Origin of the sequence: Mesorhizobium sp. M0001, assembly GCF_040324255.1 — a bacterium.
Classification (GTDB): Bacteria; Pseudomonadota; Alphaproteobacteria; order Rhizobiales; family Rhizobiaceae; genus Mesorhizobium.
This window is the reverse complement of record NZ_JAMYVS010000001.1, coordinates 991569-1008074: the sequence shown is the minus strand read 5'-3', so window position 1 is coordinate 1008074 and position 16506 is coordinate 991569. Positions and strand designations below refer to the sequence as shown.

Annotated in this window: 15 protein-coding genes; 5 read left to right on the top strand and 10 right to left on the bottom strand. The window is 61.8% G+C overall.

Annotated features, from left to right (window positions below; genetic code table 11):
* The first annotated feature begins 206 nt into the window (after positions 1-206).
* Positions 207-974: an NAD kinase gene (locus NKK50_RS04855; RefSeq protein WP_023715779.1), complete on the top strand. Its 768-nt coding sequence runs from the start codon at positions 207-209 to the stop codon at positions 972-974.
* Between the two features lie 192 nt (positions 975-1166).
* Positions 1167-2780 carry a DEAD/DEAH box helicase gene (locus NKK50_RS04850; protein ID WP_031203971.1) on the top strand — a complete coding sequence of 538 codons (1614 nt, stop codon included), beginning with the start codon at positions 1167-1169 and terminating at the stop codon, positions 2778-2780.
* Between the two features lie 167 nt (positions 2781-2947).
* On the opposite strand, the gene NKK50_RS04845 is transcribed toward NKK50_RS04850, so the two are convergent.
* The gene (locus NKK50_RS04845) at positions 2948-3841 is read right to left on the bottom strand and encodes a LysR family transcriptional regulator (RefSeq protein ID WP_023833715.1); all 894 of its coding nucleotides are present in this window, start codon (positions 3839-3841) and stop codon (positions 2948-2950) included.
* Positions 3842-3958: 117 nt separating this feature from the next.
* Here NKK50_RS04845 and NKK50_RS04840 point away from each other — a divergent pair, with 117 nt between their 5' ends.
* The gene (locus tag NKK50_RS04840) at positions 3959-4843 is read left to right on the top strand and encodes an NmrA/HSCARG family protein (protein WP_023702467.1); all 885 of its coding nucleotides are present in this window, start codon (positions 3959-3961) and stop codon (positions 4841-4843) included.
* Positions 4844-4890: 47 nt separating this feature from the next.
* Positions 4891-5160, top strand: coding sequence for a DUF2798 domain-containing protein (locus NKK50_RS04835; RefSeq protein ID WP_023667468.1), 270 nt, complete (start codon positions 4891-4893; stop codon positions 5158-5160).
* Between the two features lie 237 nt (positions 5161-5397).
* Here NKK50_RS04835 and NKK50_RS04830 read toward each other — a convergent pair whose 3' ends face one another.
* The 4 genes from NKK50_RS04830 to NKK50_RS04815 form a co-directional block, all read right to left on the bottom strand.
* Positions 5398-6006, bottom strand: a complete 609-nt coding sequence (locus NKK50_RS04830; RefSeq protein ID WP_023667469.1) for a hypothetical protein — start codon at positions 6004-6006, stop codon at positions 5398-5400.
* Positions 6007-6241: 235 nt separating this feature from the next.
* Positions 6242-6892: a YiaD family glycine zipper/OmpA-like lipoprotein gene (locus NKK50_RS04825; RefSeq protein WP_023667470.1), complete on the bottom strand. Its 651-nt coding sequence runs from the start codon at positions 6890-6892 to the stop codon at positions 6242-6244.
* 149 nt (positions 6893-7041) lie between these two features.
* On the bottom strand, positions 7042-7410 hold the full coding sequence (locus tag NKK50_RS04820; protein ID WP_023667471.1) for a GFA family protein: 369 nt from the start codon (positions 7408-7410) through the stop codon (positions 7042-7044).
* 146 nt (positions 7411-7556) lie between these two features.
* The gene (locus NKK50_RS04815; protein WP_023681487.1) at positions 7557-8447 is read right to left on the bottom strand and encodes a LysR family transcriptional regulator; all 891 of its coding nucleotides are present in this window, start codon (positions 8445-8447) and stop codon (positions 7557-7559) included.
* 103 nt (positions 8448-8550) lie between these two features.
* Between NKK50_RS04815 and NKK50_RS04810 the strand changes: the two genes are divergently transcribed.
* Entirely contained in the window at positions 8551-9420 is an 870-nt protein-coding gene (locus tag NKK50_RS04810) for an NmrA/HSCARG family protein (protein WP_023833717.1), read from the top strand.
* Positions 9421-9474: 54 nt separating this feature from the next.
* On the opposite strand, the gene NKK50_RS04805 is transcribed toward NKK50_RS04810, so the two are convergent.
* The 5 genes from NKK50_RS04805 to NKK50_RS04785 all read right to left on the bottom strand — a co-directional run bounded on the left by NKK50_RS04805 (position 9475) and on the right by NKK50_RS04785 (position 15889).
* Positions 9475-9873, bottom strand: coding sequence for a hypothetical protein (locus NKK50_RS04805; protein ID WP_023708478.1), 399 nt, complete (start codon positions 9871-9873; stop codon positions 9475-9477).
* A gap of 286 nt (positions 9874-10159) precedes the next feature.
* Positions 10160-10579, bottom strand: a complete 420-nt coding sequence (locus tag NKK50_RS04800) for a GFA family protein (protein ID WP_023833718.1) — start codon at positions 10577-10579, stop codon at positions 10160-10162.
* Positions 10580-10697: 118 nt separating this feature from the next.
* A protein-coding gene (prfB, locus tag NKK50_RS04795; protein ID WP_352543139.1) for a peptide chain release factor 2 occupies positions 10698-11829 on the bottom strand; the annotation gives its coding sequence in 2 pieces (ribosomal slippage) (positions 10698-11762 and positions 11764-11829; 1131 coding nt in all).
* Between the two features lie 130 nt (positions 11830-11959).
* Entirely contained in the window at positions 11960-14416 is a 2457-nt protein-coding gene (locus NKK50_RS04790) for a penicillin-binding protein 1A (RefSeq protein ID WP_023695364.1), read from the bottom strand.
* Between the two features lie 213 nt (positions 14417-14629).
* Entirely contained in the window at positions 14630-15889 is a 1260-nt protein-coding gene (locus tag NKK50_RS04785) for an N-acetylmuramoyl-L-alanine amidase (protein WP_023833719.1), read from the bottom strand.
* Positions 15890-16506 lie beyond the last annotated feature (617 nt).

Here is a 16506-nt window from a genome sequence, read left to right as displayed (position 1 = left end):
TAACATGATCGATCAGGCTTTACGAGTGCTTAAGCTCGCACTTAACCATCACATTCGCCGTTCCGGCGACATGAAGCGCGAGCCGCCGATTTCGTTTCGCCGCGGCCGCAACTGCGCCGACGATGCCTCCCTTTGCAGATGCGCTTGCCCATGCTACCCCACGCAACCGCCGCCGACCGCCATCGGCCGACCGCCATCGGAATGTCATGAGCAAAGCCAATTTCGCCTTCGTCTCCTCCGACACTGCCGATGCCAAGGCGGCGATGGAGAGCCTGTCGGCCCGCTATGGCCAGGCATCCTTCGACGACGCCCAGGTGGTGGTGGCGCTGGGTGGCGACGGCTTCCTGCTGCAGACCTTGCGCGACACGATGAGCACGGGAAAGAAGGTCTACGGCATGAACCGTGGCACCATCGGCTTCCTGATGAACGAGTACCGCGTCGGGGGCCTCACCGAGCGCATCGCGGCCGCCGTCGCCGAAACGATCCGCCCGCTGGAAATGCTGGCGTTGACGCATGAGGGCGAGACGGTTTCGGCACTCGCCATCAACGAGGTGGCGCTGTGGCGTCAGTCCTACCAGACGGCAAAGATCCGCATCACCGTCGACGAGCAGGTCCGCATCGAGGAACTGAACTGCGACGGCGTGATGATCGCGACGCCGGCCGGCTCCACCGCGTACAATCTTTCGGCGCACGGGCCGATCCTGCCGCTGGATGCGCCGTTGCTCGCGCTGACCCCGGTCAGCCCGTTCCGGCCGCGCCGTTGGCGGGGTGCCTTGTTGTCAAACAAGGCGACCGTACGCTTCGATATTCTGGAGTCGGAAAAGCGCCCGGTGAACACCGCCGCCGACCACACCGAGGTCAAGGCGGTGGCTTCCGTAACGGTCCGCGAATCGCCGACTGCGACGGCGACGCTGCTGTTTGATCCCAACCATTCGTGGAACGAACGCATTCTCGCCGAGCAATTTCGCTATTGAGCCGGCGCAAAGAGTGACTACCTAATTAAGCATCGCGATTAAGCTTACGTTTTCACAATCGTGCCAATCCCGCCCGTTTCTGTTGACAAATCGCGGGCTTGCGCCTAATCGCAATACCAATCTTGCAGGCACGCTGTGCTTGCCGCGACGGATGCCGTTGCGCTTCCCCGAACCAGCCAAAGACAGCAACTCTTGTCCTCAGACACCACGACCGCTCTAGAAGCGTTGACCTTTTCAGACCTCGGCCTGTCGCCCAAGGTCCTTTCCGCAGTCACCGATGCGGGCTACACCGTGCCGACGCCGATCCAGGCTGGCGCCATCCCGCATGCCTTGCTCGGCAAGGATATTCTGGGCATAGCACAGACCGGCACCGGCAAGACGGCTTCCTTCGTGCTGCCGATGCTGACCCGCCTCGAAAAAGGCAGGGCCCGTGCCCGCATGCCGCGCACGCTGATCCTCGAGCCGACGCGCGAGCTCGCCGCGCAGGTCGAAGAGAATTTCATCAGATACGGCAAGAACCACAAGCTCAACATCGCGCTGCTGATCGGCGGCGTCTCCTTCGACGAGCAGGACAAGAAGCTGGAGCGCGGCGCCGACGTGCTGATCGCCACGCCCGGCCGTCTGCTCGATCACCGCGAGCGCGGCAAGCTGTTGCTCAACGGCGTCGAGATCCTCGTCATCGACGAGGCCGACCGCATGCTGGACATGGGCTTCATCCCCGACATCGAGCGCATCTGCGAGATGATCCCGTTCACCAGGCAGACGCTGTTCTTCTCAGCGACCATGCCGCCGGAGATCACCAAGCTCACCGAGAAATTCCTGCATGCGCCGGTGCGCGTCGAGGTGTCCAAGGCGGCATCCGCTGCCACCAACATCATCCAGCGCCTGGTCAAGTCCGGCTCCAAGCCGTGGGACAAGCGCGAGACGCTACGCAATCTGATAAAGGCCGAAGACGCCGAGCTGAAGAACGCTATCATTTTCTGCAACCGCAAGGTCGAGGTCGCGGAGCTGTTCCGCTCGCTGCTGAAGTATGACTTCGACGCCGGCGCCCTGCATGGCGACATGGACCAGCGCGCCCGCATGCAGATGCTGGCCAATTTCCGCGATGGCAAATTGCGCTATCTCGTGGCGTCCGACGTCGCCGCGCGCGGCCTCGACATTCCCGACGTCAGCCACGTCTTCAACTACGACGTGCCGATCCACGCCGAAGACTATGTCCACCGCATCGGCCGCACCGGCCGCGCCGGACGCTCGGGCAAATCCTTCACCATCGCCACCAAGTCCGACACCAAATACATCGACGCCATCGAGCGGCTGATCGGCAACAAGATCGAGTGGCATGACGGCGACCTGTCGACCGTGGTCGCCAGCGAAGGCGGCGAGGACGAAGCGCCCCGCCGTGGCCGTGGCGCTCCGCGCCGCGCCGGCCGCAAGGACGAGGACCGCAAGCCCCATGATCGCAAGGACGGTGGCGAGCGCAAGCCGCGCGAACGCCATGCCAAGCGCAGCGACGACGCGCCGGCGGCAGATGCCGCGCGCGAGGAACAGCCGGTGGTAGCCGAGGCCGCGGTCGCCGACATCGGCGAACGGCATCAGCGCAAGGAAGCGATCCGCTCCGAAAACAGCGACCGCAAGGTCTCCGATCGCAACAACGAGAACCGCGCCCCGGAACGCGGCGACACAAGGCCGCAGCGCGCCAGCAACAGCCGCCCTGCCCGCGGCAACAACCGCGGTGAAGACAATGACGGCACCGTCGGCTTCGGCGACGACATGCCGGCCTTCATGAAGATCGTCGCCAAGGTCTGATCCCATGAGCCGCGGCGTCCCGAGGACGCGCGGCTTGCCTGGACGCGACGGGGATGTGAGATCTGGAGCCCGCTCCAGGATCAGTCGGCGCCATGCGCGGTAATCGCAAGACAGGCTCGATCTACCCGATCGCTTCCGGCCTGGAGGGCTTAAATAGCCCGTCGATGCTACAGGCTTTTCAATTCCAGGCGGGATGCCAATAAATCCAAAAATGCCCGAACCTTGGCCGAAGATGACCGGCCTTCCTGCCACAAGGCATGGATCGGCACCGGTGCCGGCTCGAATTCCGTCAAAACCAGTTCGACGAGACCGTCGTCAACCAAATGTGTTATCTGCCACAGAGGCGAGAAGCCCAAACCCAGTCCGTGGATTGCGGCGGCATAGACCGAGGTCATCAGATTGGAGCGAAAAGCGCCTGCGACCTTCACGGTCCGGGGTTTCCCGTCGATCTGAAACGTCCATTCACCTGGACGCTCGTTAGCGGTTCTGATGATGCAACTGTGCTCACTCAGCTGGAAGGGATGGGCCGGCCGGTCGCACCGCGCGAAATAGGAAGGCGCGCCGAACACAACGCGCCGCAACGCTCCCAGGCGTTTGGCTTTCAAGTTGGAATCCGGCAAATCGCCGATGCGTATTGCCAGGTCGAGACCTTCGGCGCCAAGATCGGCAAATCCATCGGAAAGTTGAAGATCGACCTCGACCCGGGGAAATGTCCGCATGTATTCCGCGATGACAGGCATCAGGACGTTCGGGCCAAACAGAACCGGCGCCCCGATGCGCAGGACGCCTGCCGGCTCCGATCGTTGATTGATCGCCTGAAGTCTTGCGTCGTTTATGTCGTCGACCGCGGGTTTGATCCGGTTGAAAAAGGCTGCTCCGACTTCACTCGGTGTCGAGCGACGCGTTGTCCTGTGGATCAGCTCGACGCCGACTGATTGCTCCAGTGCCGCCAGGGACCGGCTGACCGACTGCAGCGAGCGGTTCAGCCGATGTGCGGCAGTCGTCAGACTTCCATGCTCGACGATCGCGATGAAAGCCTCGAAATCGTCCATCCGGCTCATGCATTCTCCCGACATTCGACATAATATATCGCAAAAACGGGTAATTGTAACGACACTTGCGACGTCGTACCTCTGCAAGTTGTCCCGCGAGGACAGGCTTGATGGAAGGAAATCGTCATGCAAGTAGCCAATCCAACTGTTCTGGTCGTTGGTGCCACAGGCCGAGTTGCGGGACTTGTCGTGCCTGAACTTGTCCGCCGCAATGCCAATGTTCGAGCGCTCGTTCGCGACCCTGCGAATGCCGAAAAGGCCCGGAAGCTAGGGGCATCCGAGGTTGCGACAGGAGATTTGCGAAATCGTCAGAGCCTCGAAAGGGCGGTCGAGGGCGTCGACGGCGTCTTTCACATTGGGCCGGCTTTTGCTCCCGATGAAGCAGCCATGGGCGTTGCCATGGTTGAGGCCGCCACGCGAGCAGGAGTTCGAAAGTTCGTCTTCTCGTCGGTGATCCAGCCTACCAATACGCGACTGAAGAACCATGCCAGCAAGGTGCCTGTCGAGGCTGCTCTCTACTCGACGACGATGGAATATACGATTCTGCACCCTGCCAATTTCATGCAGAACCTCGCAGCGGCCTGGCCGTCCGTCGTTGAACATGGTGTTTTCTCGGAACCGTTTCCAAAGACGGCGAAGCTGGCCCGCGTCGACTACCGCGACGTCGCTGAGGTGGCGGCGATCGCCCTAACCGAAGCGCGATTGTCCTACGCGACCCTCGATCTGTGCGCTGACGGCATGCACAGCCGGGAAGACATCGTTGCGATGATGAGTGAGGAACTTGGCCGACCCATCTCTTCTGGTGAGCCGACATTTGGCGAGTGGGCGGCCGAGGCACGCCTTCCCTACAATGACCGCCAAATGCAGGTGCTGGCCAAAATATACGCCCACTATGCCCACTATGGCCTTGGCGGAAACAGTCTGACATTGCGCGCCGCCCTGGGCCGCGAACCGCGTTCGTTGCGCGGCTTTATTCGGAACCTGGCCCAGCAAATGGCGCAGGCCGCCTGACTGCGCCCAGCCGCGCATACTTTCACTTTTCGAGAAGGAGATAGGTGATGCGACCGTCATCCCACAAGGTTTTGAAATCGAGAAAGCTACCGGCCTCTTACAATGCGCTGGTGATGCCATTCGTTCTTTCCATCCTGATGTCGTGCATTGTTTCCGCGGTAGCGACGCTGATCAATGCGGGCTGGACAACCGGTTTCGTGGCGACCTGGCCGTATGCATGGGGAGCATCATGGCTAGTGGGCTTTCCAAGTCTGCTGCTGGTCTTGCCGATCGTGCGCCGTATCGTTGCGGCAATTGTCGATCAGCCGACCTCGTAGGCCTTGATTACAGGGGCCGATATGCCAAGCAAAACGGCCCTTGCGGGCCGCTTCTACCTTCGACTGACGGCTCGCAGCGCCATTGTCGGGTTCCGCGACCAGATACCTGTCTTCATGCGGGCAGCCTTCATGCGCGCCAGCCCTCATGCCGATCGTCCTCCGAGCCTGATCCCGAGCGCCCTCAAATGGCAGCCGGCCGGCTTGCACTCTTGGCAAGCTCCTATCCTGGCCCGTCCGTCACATCGGGCCGGGCATCATCTTGGTCGGTTTTTCCAGCATCGGAAACTCTGCCTTGCTGCATTTCACGTTCGGGTTGGTCGGACTGAACATGCCGTTCGGATTGTCTCTGAACAGCCAGGCATGAAGGTCGTAGTGGACGAACTCCCTCGGAATGAGCGGATAGTGCCCTTCCATCGGTCCCATGAAGGTCTGGCCAAATAGTTTTGGAGGTTCCTTGGTGTCTGGCGTCAGGGGCATCAGCCATTCCACGCCAACCAATTTCAAGCCTTTCTTGGTCGGCTCGTAGATCAGCACATTGGGGCGCATCGGATCGAGTTTCTGACCGACACTCGGAACGTTGACGAAATGGATGCCCATAGCGCCCTTCGGATAGTCCATTGCGCCCTCGATCCTGTCCCCGCTGTAATAGACACACCCGACAGTCGACAGATAAAGGTCGCGGACGGCGACCGTGTAGTCCTCATATTTGGCGAGCGATTTCTTCAAAGCTTCGATGTCGGCTTTGTTGGCGTCCTCGGCTCGAGCCGTGGCGGCTGCGCACCAAGCTGAGACCAGACCTGTCAAAATGAGGACGCCGCAACGCCCAAGACGAGCTGTTCTTGTCATGCATTCCTCCCAGATTTCCTTATCTGGCCGTGCAGGACCGGGGCCGACTAAGTGACTGCGCGGCCGTTTGTATCGCCCCATCCCCTCTGGAACCGCACCAATGCTAATCCCTTCCAAGGTCTCCGGAAAGGGATTATTAGAAATCTCTAATGCATTAGACCTTTTGGCGGACCACAGGAGCCCAAAAAGAAAGCGGCCCTTGCGGGGCCGCCTTCGCGTTTCGATGCCGACCTGATCAGGTCAGCGGCGAAAGCTGGATCTCGACGCGCCGGTTCTGCGCACGGCCGGCCGCCGTTCCATTGGACGCGATCGGACGGGTCTTGCCGAAACCGGTGACGGCGAAGCGGCGCGAATCGACACCTTGGCCCGAGAGATAGTTGGCGACCGCCAATGCACGGCGCTGCGACAGATCGAAATTGTGTTCGTCGCCGCCGGTCGAATCGGTGTGGCCGAACACGTCGACCGTGGTCTGCTTGAACTTCTTCAGCACCAGCGCAACCGAGTTCAGCACCTGGTAGAAGCCAGGCTTCACCGCATCCTGGTCGACGTTGAAAGTAATGTCGGACGGCATGTTGAGGATGATCTGGTCGCCGGTGCGGGTGACGCTGACGCCGGTGCCTTCGAGCTGGCGGCGCAGTTCAGCCTCGTTCTGGTCCATGGTCGCGCCGATGGCGCCGCCGGCCAGCGCGCCGATACCGGCGCCGATCAGCGCGTTGCGGCGGTCATTGCCGCCGGCAAGCAGGCCGAGGCCCGCGCCCGCCAGGGCACCAAGGCCGGCGCCGGCTGCGGTGTTCGAAACCTTCTGCTCGCCGGTGTACGGATCGGTCGTGGTGCAGGCACTCACCAGCACAGCCGTCGCAACGGCGACGAGCACAGTCTTTTTCATAGAATCGTCCCTCTCCAAAGCGCGGCCTTTGCGCTCGCGCATATAAGCCCTTCTCGGGTCTTGTAACATGAAATGCGGCGAAAAACCGAGCGGCGAAAGCGGCTTTTCCCCGCTCGCGCCACTCTTCCGCTTCGGTGGCTGGTGCTGGCCTACCAGAGGTTCTTGCCGTCAATGACGACCACCTCGACCTTATCGAGGTCGAAATCGTCGAACAGCCGCGAATTGACTGATATCTTGGGATTGTCGAAGTCCGGTTTGCCGGTTGACCAGTCCGGCGTTTCGGTGAAGGTGCCGCAGCCGCAAATGGCGCAAAACCCGTGTTTGACGGTCTTCGATCCCCATTGATAGAAGGAAACGTTTTCCGGCGAGCTGGTGAGCTTGAATTGCGACGGAACGTAGTAAGCCCACAGCGAACCGCGCTTGGAGCAGAACGAGCAGGTGCATTGTGTTACCGTCTCGGGCGCCTGCGAAACCTCGAACGTCGTCGCCTTACAATGACAGCTGGCCTTGATGGTCATGAAAAGCTTTCCTCTCCGTTGCCGCCACCCATGCGGCAAGGCACCATAAAGGAAGGCTCCTGACAACTGTCTGTCAGCAGGCTCTGATCGATCGAGCCGAGCGGCGCTCTGGCCGAAGCGGACCCGTCGTCACCTCCCAATCGTCGTCACCTGCCGATATAGGCGGCCAGTTCGTCCGGCGTCCCGTTTGGGAAAGCCTGTTTCAGAAAATCCAGGAACGCCGACACGCGCGCGCTGAGCAGCCGCCGCGACGGGTAGAGCGTCCATAGAGAAATTTCGGGGCCGTCGATATCCCCCCAATTCACCAGTGTGCCGTCAGCCAGGTCGTGGGCCACCAACGAAATGGGAAGCCGTCCTGCGCCGATGCCGGCTCGCACCGCATCCCGGACCATGATGAGCGTCGACAAGGCGAGGACCGGCTCGATTCTAAGTGTTGCCCGGCCACCTGGTGTCTTCACCTGCCATGTTTGCCGCTCGCCTGTCCCGCGCGCAACGCCAGGAGCGGCGAGCCCATCGGCCGGGCGAGGAAGGTCCGGGCTCGCCACAACGACCAGGCGGTCGCGGAGAAACGCCCGTCCGACCAGGCTTTCATCGGGATCCGGATTGACCCGGATTACCAGATCGTAGCCTTCCTCGATCATATCGACATGCCGGTCTTCGGTGGTCACTTCAAGCCTCACCTCAGGATACCTCAGGGCAAATCCCGCAGCGATCCTCCCCATTGCAGTCTGCGAAAAATGCAAAGGCGCGCTGATCCGCAATCTGCCCTTGGGTCTCTGACCGCCCGAGGCAATCGCCGATGCCGTCTCGTCCAGCTCGGCAAGCAACGCCCCCGTCCGCTCGAAGAGCGCCCGTCCTTCTTCGGTCAGCTTCAGGTTACGCGCACCCCGTTCGAACAGACGCAGATCGAGACTGCTTTCCAATTCGCCAACGCGCCGGGACAACGTTGCCTTGGGCCGGCCGGTGGACCTTGCCGCTTTGCCGAAGCCGCCATGGCGAGCCACGAGGTTAAAATCGGCAAGGGCTAAAAGATCCATGACTGTCCCACCAGTGAGACGACGTGTCTAAAATTGCCGTCTACTGGGCTCTTTTTGAGCCACACATATTGGGACTGTCAAGCAACCCAACAGGAGAAATTCCATGACCATTCTCGTTACCGGCGCCACCGGCAATATCGGCCGCCAAGTCGTCGAACAGCTCGCCAAGCGCGGCGCCGATGTGCGTGCTCTCGTGCGCGATCCGTCGAAAGCCAGTTTTCCGGCAGGCGTATCGGTCGTGCAAGGCGACTTTCTCGATGTCGATTCGCTGCGCAAAGCCATGTCTGGCGTTTCCACGCTGTTTCTCTTGAACGCCGTGGTGCCGGACGAATTCACCCAGGCTTTGATCGCCTTGAACGTCGCCCGATCGGCCGGCATCGAGCGGATCGTCTATCTCTCGGTGATCCACGCTGACGTCTATGTGAACGTGCCGCATTTCGCGGGTAAGTTCGGCGTCGAGCGAATGATCGAGCAGATGGACTTCAAAGCTACGATCTTGCGCCCGGCCTACTTCATCCAGAACGATCTGACGGTCGAAGACGTCATCACCGGCTACGGCACCTACCCAATGCCGATCGGCCCCAAGGGTCTCGCCATGATCGATGCCCGCGATATCGCCGAGATCGCCGCTCTTGAGCTGCTGCGTCGCGAACGGTCCAAGGAGCCGCTTGCGTTCGAGAGGATCAACCTCGTCGGTCCGCAGACATTGACCGGGACGGACATTGCCGCAATCTGGTCAGACGTACTCGCCCGCCCGATCAGCTACAGCGGCGACAATACGGAGGGTTTTGAGCAAAATCTCAAGCAGTTCCTGCCCGCCTGGATGGCCTACGACATGCGCCTGATGGGCGAGCGCTTCTTCACCGACGGGATGCTGCCCGAGGCCGGCGACGTCGAGCGCCTGACGGCACTTCTGGGTCGCCCACTGCGCCCGTATCGCGACTTCGCCTCGGCACTCGCTGCTGCCGTCTGACGCAAGCGCCTTCAGCACCAAGGCCGGCCTTCCGATGAGAACTGCCAACAGAACTCAGTAGGAACGCGGTGGCACGAACAGGCAGATCGTCTTGCCTGCGTCGAGGCCGGCCTGATGCGCGCACCAGTGGAAATCGCCGTCGGGTGAGTCCTTGACCCGCTTGTCGCTCATCGGAACGACCTCCCCCGTTCCGGCGATGACATAGCCCTCCGGCTTTTCCAGCACCTCGCCGGTATGGGTGGTGCGGCAGTCGTAGTTTGCGCAGCAGGCGAAGGGATAACTCCAGCCTTGCGGCTTCGCCGCCGTGGGCTTGGCGTCATGGGCGAAGGCGGGTGCGGTCAGCACCGCCATCGCAAGCATCGCGATGGCAAAGATCGGGGTCACGAACAAGGAAAACAGGAGTCGGCCAGCCGGTTGAACGGCTCTGGCCGATCGGAGAGTGGCAGCAGACATGGAAGCGTTCCTTTCAAACGAGCATCAAGCGTTCGCTTGCCCGTTCCCGGAACGTGTCTTCCCAGTGGCCGGATCGTCAGGTCGCAGATATGCCGCGTCCGGCCATAAATGCTTTTTCTCTTCCAGCCCTCGGATGCTGGGCTGATTCCTAGGCTGGCGCAAGAAGTTGCTGCGCGAGGCCGCACATCTACGCCGCTATCTGCAACCGCTGACGAGATCCAAGGCCAGGCTCAACTCCCGGCAGACGGGCATCGAAACAACGGGATTGGCCGAATGTGGTTCCAGCCTATACTTCGCCTGGACCGGCGATCACATGCCCTTCATATTGCGGCAAGTCGTCGGCGATGGTGAACCATGGCGCTTTGGAGCCGACGAAGATGTGCGCGGTCGGCCGGATCGTCGGATCGTCGACCAGCGTGCCCATGGCGACATGGACATAGGCGCCGTCGCGGACCAGCGAATACAGCAACGAGCCGCAGCGGCTGCAATGCGCATCGTGGCCGCTGTCATCGCCGAAATGGATGAGCCCGTGATGCCCTTCGGCAAGGGCAAGTTTCTCGCGCTCGATGCCGGCGAAGGGCTTGAAGGCGGAACCTGTGGTGCGCCGGCAGTTCGAACAATGGCAGATCGCGGCATAGACGAACTCGTCCGCCACTTCATACTGAACCGTGCCGCAAAAGCATTTGCCGGTGAGCCTGCGAGTCATGGTTCCTCCTTCGCTCCCCCGCCAAGGGATGTTCTTATTCAAGTCAGCCGAGTCGAAAGTGGCGGAAGCGCAGGAATCAGCCATTCGCAGCCCGGCCTCAGCTGAATATGGACATATCCTAGTCGAGGTCGGCCACGGCTTCACCGGCACCGCCCTCGATGCGCTGCGACAACGAGGCTTCCATGAAGTCGTCGAGGTCGCCGTCGAGCACGCTCGACGGGCTGGTGCTCTCGACGCCGGTGCGCAGGTCCTTCACCAACTGGTAGGGCTGCAGCACATAGGAACGAATCTGGTGACCCCAGCCGATGTCGCTCTTCGACGCTTCTGTGGCATTGGCCACCGCTTCGCGCTTCTTCAGCTCTTCCTCGTAAAGGCGCGAGCGCAGCATTTCCCAGGCCTTCGCCTTGTTCTTGTGCTGCGAGCGTTCGGCCTGGCAGGCAACCGCGATGCCGGTGGCGATATGGGTGATGCGAACCGCCGAGTCCGTGGTGTTGACGTGCTGGCCGCCCGAACCGGATGAGCGGTAGGTGTCGATGCGTACATCGGATTCCGAGACGTCGATCTCGATCCTGTCATCGACGACCGGGTAGACCCAGACGCTGGAGAAGGACGTGTGGCGGCGCGCATTGCTGTCATAGGGTGAAATGCGGACCAGGCGATGAACGCCCGACTCGGTCTTCAGCCAGCCATAGGCATTGTGGCCCTTGATCAGGAGCGTGGCGGACTTGATCCCGGCCTCTTCGCCGTCATGGACTTCCAGCACTTCGACCTTGAAACGGCGACGCTCGGCCCAGCGCGTATACATGCGCAGAAGCATCGAGGCCCAGTCCTGGCTCTCGGTGCCGCCGGCGCCGGCATGGACTTCGAGATAGGTGTCGTTGGCGTCGGCCTCGCCCGACAGCAGCGTCTCGACCTGGCGGGCCTTGGCCTCGCCCTGCATCGAGCGGAGGGCTGCTTCCGCCTCGGCGATCACGCTCTGGTCGCCCTCTTCCTCACCCAGTTCGATCAGGCCGATATTGTCTTCCAGCGCCTGAGCCAGGCTTTTGACGCCGGCGATCCCGTCTTCGAGGCCCTGGCGCTCGCGCATCAGCTTCTGCGCTTCCAGCGGATCATTCCAGAGGCTGGAATCCTCGGCGCGCACGTTCAGGTATTCAAGCCGCTTTATGGCCTGATCCCAGTCAAAGATGCCTCCTCAGCAGGGTGATCGCCTGCCTGATCTCGTCGACAATATTCTGCGTTTCCGCGCGCATGGCTGGTTGTTCTGTCCTGTTTTTGAAGTGGCGCTTGGGTCGGCGCGATACATAGGCACGGCATTGCTGCCTGTAAAGCGAAATGGGCCGGCTCAACAAGCCAGCCCATTCGACGTAAAAAATCAGGTCGTCAGTAGAGTCCGCCGCCGGGTGCCTGGATAGCTTCCGTAGCCTGCGGCGATAGCGGTCCGCCGGCGCCGTTGGACCCGTCGGCGCCCATGCCGATCACCCAATAGCTGTCGGCGGGGCCGGTGCCGGGCTTGAAGGCTTCGATGATGGTGCCGGGATCGCCCGACGCGGCACGCATGCCGGTCTTGCGGTTGATGGCGACCAGGTTCATGCCTTCCGGCACCTTGAAGTCGACATTGGGCGTGCCGTCCAGCGCAACGCGCATGAAGTCCTTGAAGATAGGCGCCGCCAGACCACCGCCGGTGGCGCCATGGCCGAGACCGCGCGGCGTGTCGTAACCCATGTAGAGGCCGACGACGAGGTTCGGCGTATAGCCGATGAACCAGGCGTCCTTCTCGTCATTGGTCGTTCCGGTCTTGCCGGCGATGTGGCGGCCAAGCTCGGCGATGGTGGCGCCGGTGCCGCGCTGGACCACGCCTTCCATCATCGAGGTGATCTGGTAGGCCGTCATCGGATCGAGCACCTGCTCGGAATTGTCGACCAGTTCCGGTTCGGGCTGGTTGTTCCATTCGGGCGCATTGCAGCCTTCGCAGCCGCGCTCGTCCTGCTTGAACACGGTCTTGCCGTAGCGGTCCTGGATGCGGTCGATGAGCGAGGGTTTGATCGACTTGCCGCCATTGGCCATGATCGAATAGGCCGACACCATGCGCATCACCGTCGTCTCGCCGGAACCCAGCGCCATCGGCAGATACGGCGCCAGATGGTCGTAGACGCCGAAACGCTCGGCATATTCCACCACCAGCTTCATGCCCATGTCGTTGGCGAGCCGCACCGTCATCAAATTGCGCGACTTTTCGATGCCGGAGCGCAAGGTCGCGGGGCCGGCCACCGTGCCGTCATAGTTCTTCGGCGTCCAGGTCGTGTTGCCGCTCTGGATGGTGATCGGTCCGTCCATGATAACCGAGGCCGGCGTATAGCCATTGTCGAGCGCGGCCGAATAGACGATCGGCTTGAAGGACGATCCCGGCTGGCGCATCGCCTGCGTGGCGCGGTTGAACTCCGACTGCGCATAGGAGAAGCCGCCGACCATGGCCAGCACGCGGCCGGTATGTGGATCCATGGCGATCAGGCCGCCCTCCACTTCCGGCACCTGGCGCAACGTGTAGGCGCCTTCCGACCCTTCGTTCTTCTGCACGAAGATGACGTCGCCGGGCTGCAGTACATCGGCCGGAGACTTGGCCTTGACCGTCTTGCCATCGACCACATGGCGCATGGCAAAGCTCATGTCTTCCTTGCTGACGGCGCCTTCGACGCGTTCCTTGACGATATCGCCCGAAATCTGCCGCGTCGGCTGCAGGCCGATGGAAAGGCCGGTCGCCGAGCTGTCGAGCACGACGGCAAGCGACCATTCCGGCACGTCTTCCAGCCCCTTGACGTTGCCCAGCGCCACGCCCCAGTCGCCGGAAGCATCGATATGCGTCACCGGTCCGCGATAGCCGCGCAGCGTGTCGTATTTGAGCAAGCCGTTCTGCATCGACTTGCGGGCGATGAGCTGGATCTTCGGATCGAGTGTCGTGCGCACCGAAAGGCCGCCCTCATAGAGCGCGTTCTCGCCATAGCGCGAGATGATCTGGCGGCGCACTTCCTCGGTGAAATATTCGCCCGCAAACAAATAAGAGCCATTGCGGCGCGGAGTCACGCCGAGCGGCTCGGCCTTGGCCTTGTCGCCTTCCTCGCGCGTCACGTAGCCGTTCTCGACCATCTGGTCGATGACCCAGTTGCGGCGCTCGATGGCGCGGTCGGCATGCTTGAAGGGATGGTAGTTGTTGGGCCCCTTCGGCAGCGACGCCAGATAGGCGGCTTCCGCGACGGTGAGTTCGTTGACCGACTTGTCGAAATAGGTCAGTGCCGCGCCCGCAACGCCATAGGCGCCGAAACCGAAGAAGATTTCGTTGAGATAGAGCTCAAGGATGCGGTCCTTCGAATAAGCCTGCTCGATGCGGAAGGCCAGGATCATCTCCTTGATCTTGCGCTCGTAGGTCTGGTCCGAGGACAAGAGGAAGTTCTTCGCCACCTGCTGGGTGATGGTCGAGGCGCCGACCTGGCGCCTGCCCGAACCCAGATTCTGCAGGTTGACGTAGATGGCGCGGCCAAGCCCGGTGATGTCGATGCCGGGATGGTTGTAGAAATTCTTGTCCTCGGCCGACAGGAACGCCGCCTTGACCCGGTCCGGAACCGCCTGGATCGGCAGATAGAGCCGCCGTTCGCGCGCATATTCGGCCATCAGCGAGCCGTCGGAAGCATGGATGCGGGTCGTCACCGGCGGCTCGTACTTGGCCAGAACCTCGTAGTCGGGCAGGTCTTTCGATAGATGGCTGATGTATATCGCCACGCCCGCGGCGACGATAAGCGCCAGCGTCGTGCCGATACCAAAGAAATAGCCGATAAGACGAATCATGCCCGCTCCAGTCCGAGGTCCGGGAATTTCCTAGACGAAGCCGCCTTTCGCGCAAGCCTTCGCAACTGTCCCGATCCGTGATGGAAAACCCATGTCGCCACCATGTGGGCAAAATACGGCAGTGCCCGGTTTCGGCATCCCCCACCGGAAATAAAAGCGCCTGGTGTTGTCGGCGTGCAACGCTGCCTCCGGTTGTGGGCGGCGGCGACCATCTCAGCCTCCGGTTCCCGTTCCCATCTTGGCGGAGGCAAACAGGGCGACGGCATTGGTGATGCTCTGCGCCGCCTTGCCGCGCCAGTCGGCGTCGAGCAGTTGCGCCTCATCCTTGGCGTTGGAGAGATAGCCGAGTTCGACCAGCACCGACGGAACATCGGGCGCTTTCAGCACTTTGAAGCCGGCTGAGCGCTGCGGATTGTTGATCAGGCCGACGCTGGTGGACAACTGGCCGACCAGAGTGTGGGCAAAGCTCATCGAGAAATTATGCGTCTCGCGGCGGATCAGGTCGATCAGTATGTCGGTGACTTCCTTGTTGTCGTCCTTGATCACCATGCCGGCGAACTGGTCGGAGAGGTTTTCGCGGTCGGCAAGCGCCTGCGCTTCCGGGTCGGATGCCTTGTCGGAGACGGTATAGACGGTGGCGCCTCTGATACCCTTGACGCTGATCGTGTCGGCATGGATCGAGATCAAAAGGTCGGCCTCGTGCTGACGGGCGATGCGCACGCGGTCATCGAGCCGCAGGAACTCGTCGGTATCGCGCGTCATGAACACGTCGTAGTTGCCGACGGCGGCGAGCTTGTCGCGCAGTTCGGTGGCGAAGGCCAGCGTCACGTTCTTCTCGATGGTGCCGTTGAGGCCTTCGGCGCCACCGTCGATGCCGCCATGGCCGGGATCGATGACGATGGTGAAGCGATGCCCGGGATTGGAGATCGGCCCTGTGCCGACCCTGGAGCCCTTGTCGGTGGAGACGGTCGAGCCGGTGGTCAGCGCCTGGTTGGCAAGGGCTTCGTCGAACTCGCGGTCGGAGGCTGCCGACATGTCGATGGCGATGCGATAGCCTGCGCCGTCCTCGTTCTTGAGCACCTCGAGCTTGTCGACCGAGAACGGCCCCTTGCCGGTCAGGATCAGCCGCGATCCCTCGCCCTGATCGCCATAACGCACCGCTTTGACCAGGCCGCGGGCCTTGGCGTCCTTCGCGCCAATGGCGAATCGGGTGCGCGGCAGGTCCACGACCAGCCGGTTGGGGCCGCGCAGCAGGAACCATTTGATGTCGGGCTCGCGGTCGAAATCGATGACGATGCGCATCTTGGTTGCGTCGCCGGCCATCTTGTAGGCGGTGGCGCCGAGTGGCGCATCGGCGGCGCGTGAAACCGGCGCAAAAGCAAGGCAAAGCGCCAGCAGCAACAGCACACCGGCAGCGCGCAGGAAACGGCCTGCACGGCCATGGCCCTTGCCTGTGATGCCCGCCAGTCCCATTTCTTTGCAGTCGCTCCCGGTTTGGCGCTTGCGCCCGCGTGGTTGGTCGAAATGCCGGTCAGGCCGCAGACTCGATTAACGATTGGTATCCAGAGAAGGTTAACCAAGCCTTTTCATCGAGGATTAAGGCCTGTGCTTCCGTTACGGCACTGCTTTTTGCCGGCATCCGAAATCGGGGTTGCCTTCCACCCCGTCAAATCATAAAAGCGATGGTGGATCACTGCAATCCTGGAACCGCTTCTCCCGCAGCTTCCTGCTACAGGTCAGATGAAAGGCGGCTCCTTTCGCTCCAGCGAAAAGGCTTAGGTGATCGCGACGAATTTCGCAGGTGTGCGCCCGTGGCGGGGGAATCGCCTGCGTGAGGAAAACGGCCGGGTTTGTTCCCGTGCCGGCTCTGTATGAGCAAACAAGCTGGTCCGGTTCGTCCGGGCTTTGGTTCAAAAGGTTCTGCTGGTGACGATGGCTTCAAGCGCAATCATGGAAAGGTCCGCATCAAACCGCGCCATTGTGGCTGCGGGCGGCACCGCCATGGCGCTCAAGCGGCGTCCGGCGGACATTCAGACATCCGGCACCCACATCCCAGACACGCAGCAGCGGGCTTTGCCTCGCAAGCTGCG

What these genes read in the sequence shown, in the direction of transcription:
- NKK50_RS04855 (WP_023715779.1), top strand. Translation starts at nt 207, where the DNA reads ATGAGCAAAGCCAATTTCGCCTTCGTCTCCTCCGACACTGCCGATGCC.
- NKK50_RS04845 (WP_023833715.1), bottom strand. Translation starts at nt 3,841, where the DNA reads ATGAGCCGGATGGACGATTTCGAGGCTTTCATCGCGATCGTCGAGCAT.
- NKK50_RS04840 (WP_023702467.1), top strand. Translation starts at nt 3,959, where the DNA reads ATGCAAGTAGCCAATCCAACTGTTCTGGTCGTTGGTGCCACAGGCCGA.
- NKK50_RS04835 (WP_023667468.1), top strand. Translation starts at nt 4,891, where the DNA reads ATGCGACCGTCATCCCACAAGGTTTTGAAATCGAGAAAGCTACCGGCC.
- NKK50_RS04830 (WP_023667469.1), bottom strand. Translation starts at nt 6,006, where the DNA reads ATGACAAGAACAGCTCGTCTTGGGCGTTGCGGCGTCCTCATTTTGACA.
- NKK50_RS04825 (WP_023667470.1), bottom strand. Translation starts at nt 6,892, where the DNA reads ATGAAAAAGACTGTGCTCGTCGCCGTTGCGACGGCTGTGCTGGTGAGT.
- NKK50_RS04820 (WP_023667471.1), bottom strand. Translation starts at nt 7,410, where the DNA reads ATGACCATCAAGGCCAGCTGTCATTGTAAGGCGACGACGTTCGAGGTT.
- NKK50_RS04815 (WP_023681487.1), bottom strand. Translation starts at nt 8,447, where the DNA reads ATGGATCTTTTAGCCCTTGCCGATTTTAACCTCGTGGCTCGCCATGGC.
- NKK50_RS04810 (WP_023833717.1), top strand. Translation starts at nt 8,551, where the DNA reads ATGACCATTCTCGTTACCGGCGCCACCGGCAATATCGGCCGCCAAGTC.
- NKK50_RS04805 (WP_023708478.1), bottom strand. Translation starts at nt 9,873, where the DNA reads ATGTCTGCTGCCACTCTCCGATCGGCCAGAGCCGTTCAACCGGCTGGC.
- NKK50_RS04800 (WP_023833718.1), bottom strand. Translation starts at nt 10,579, where the DNA reads ATGACTCGCAGGCTCACCGGCAAATGCTTTTGCGGCACGGTTCAGTAT.
- NKK50_RS04790 (WP_023695364.1), bottom strand. Translation starts at nt 14,416, where the DNA reads ATGATTCGTCTTATCGGCTATTTCTTTGGTATCGGCACGACGCTGGCG.
- NKK50_RS04785 (WP_023833719.1), bottom strand. Translation starts at nt 15,889, where the DNA reads ATGGGACTGGCGGGCATCACAGGCAAGGGCCATGGCCGTGCAGGCCGT.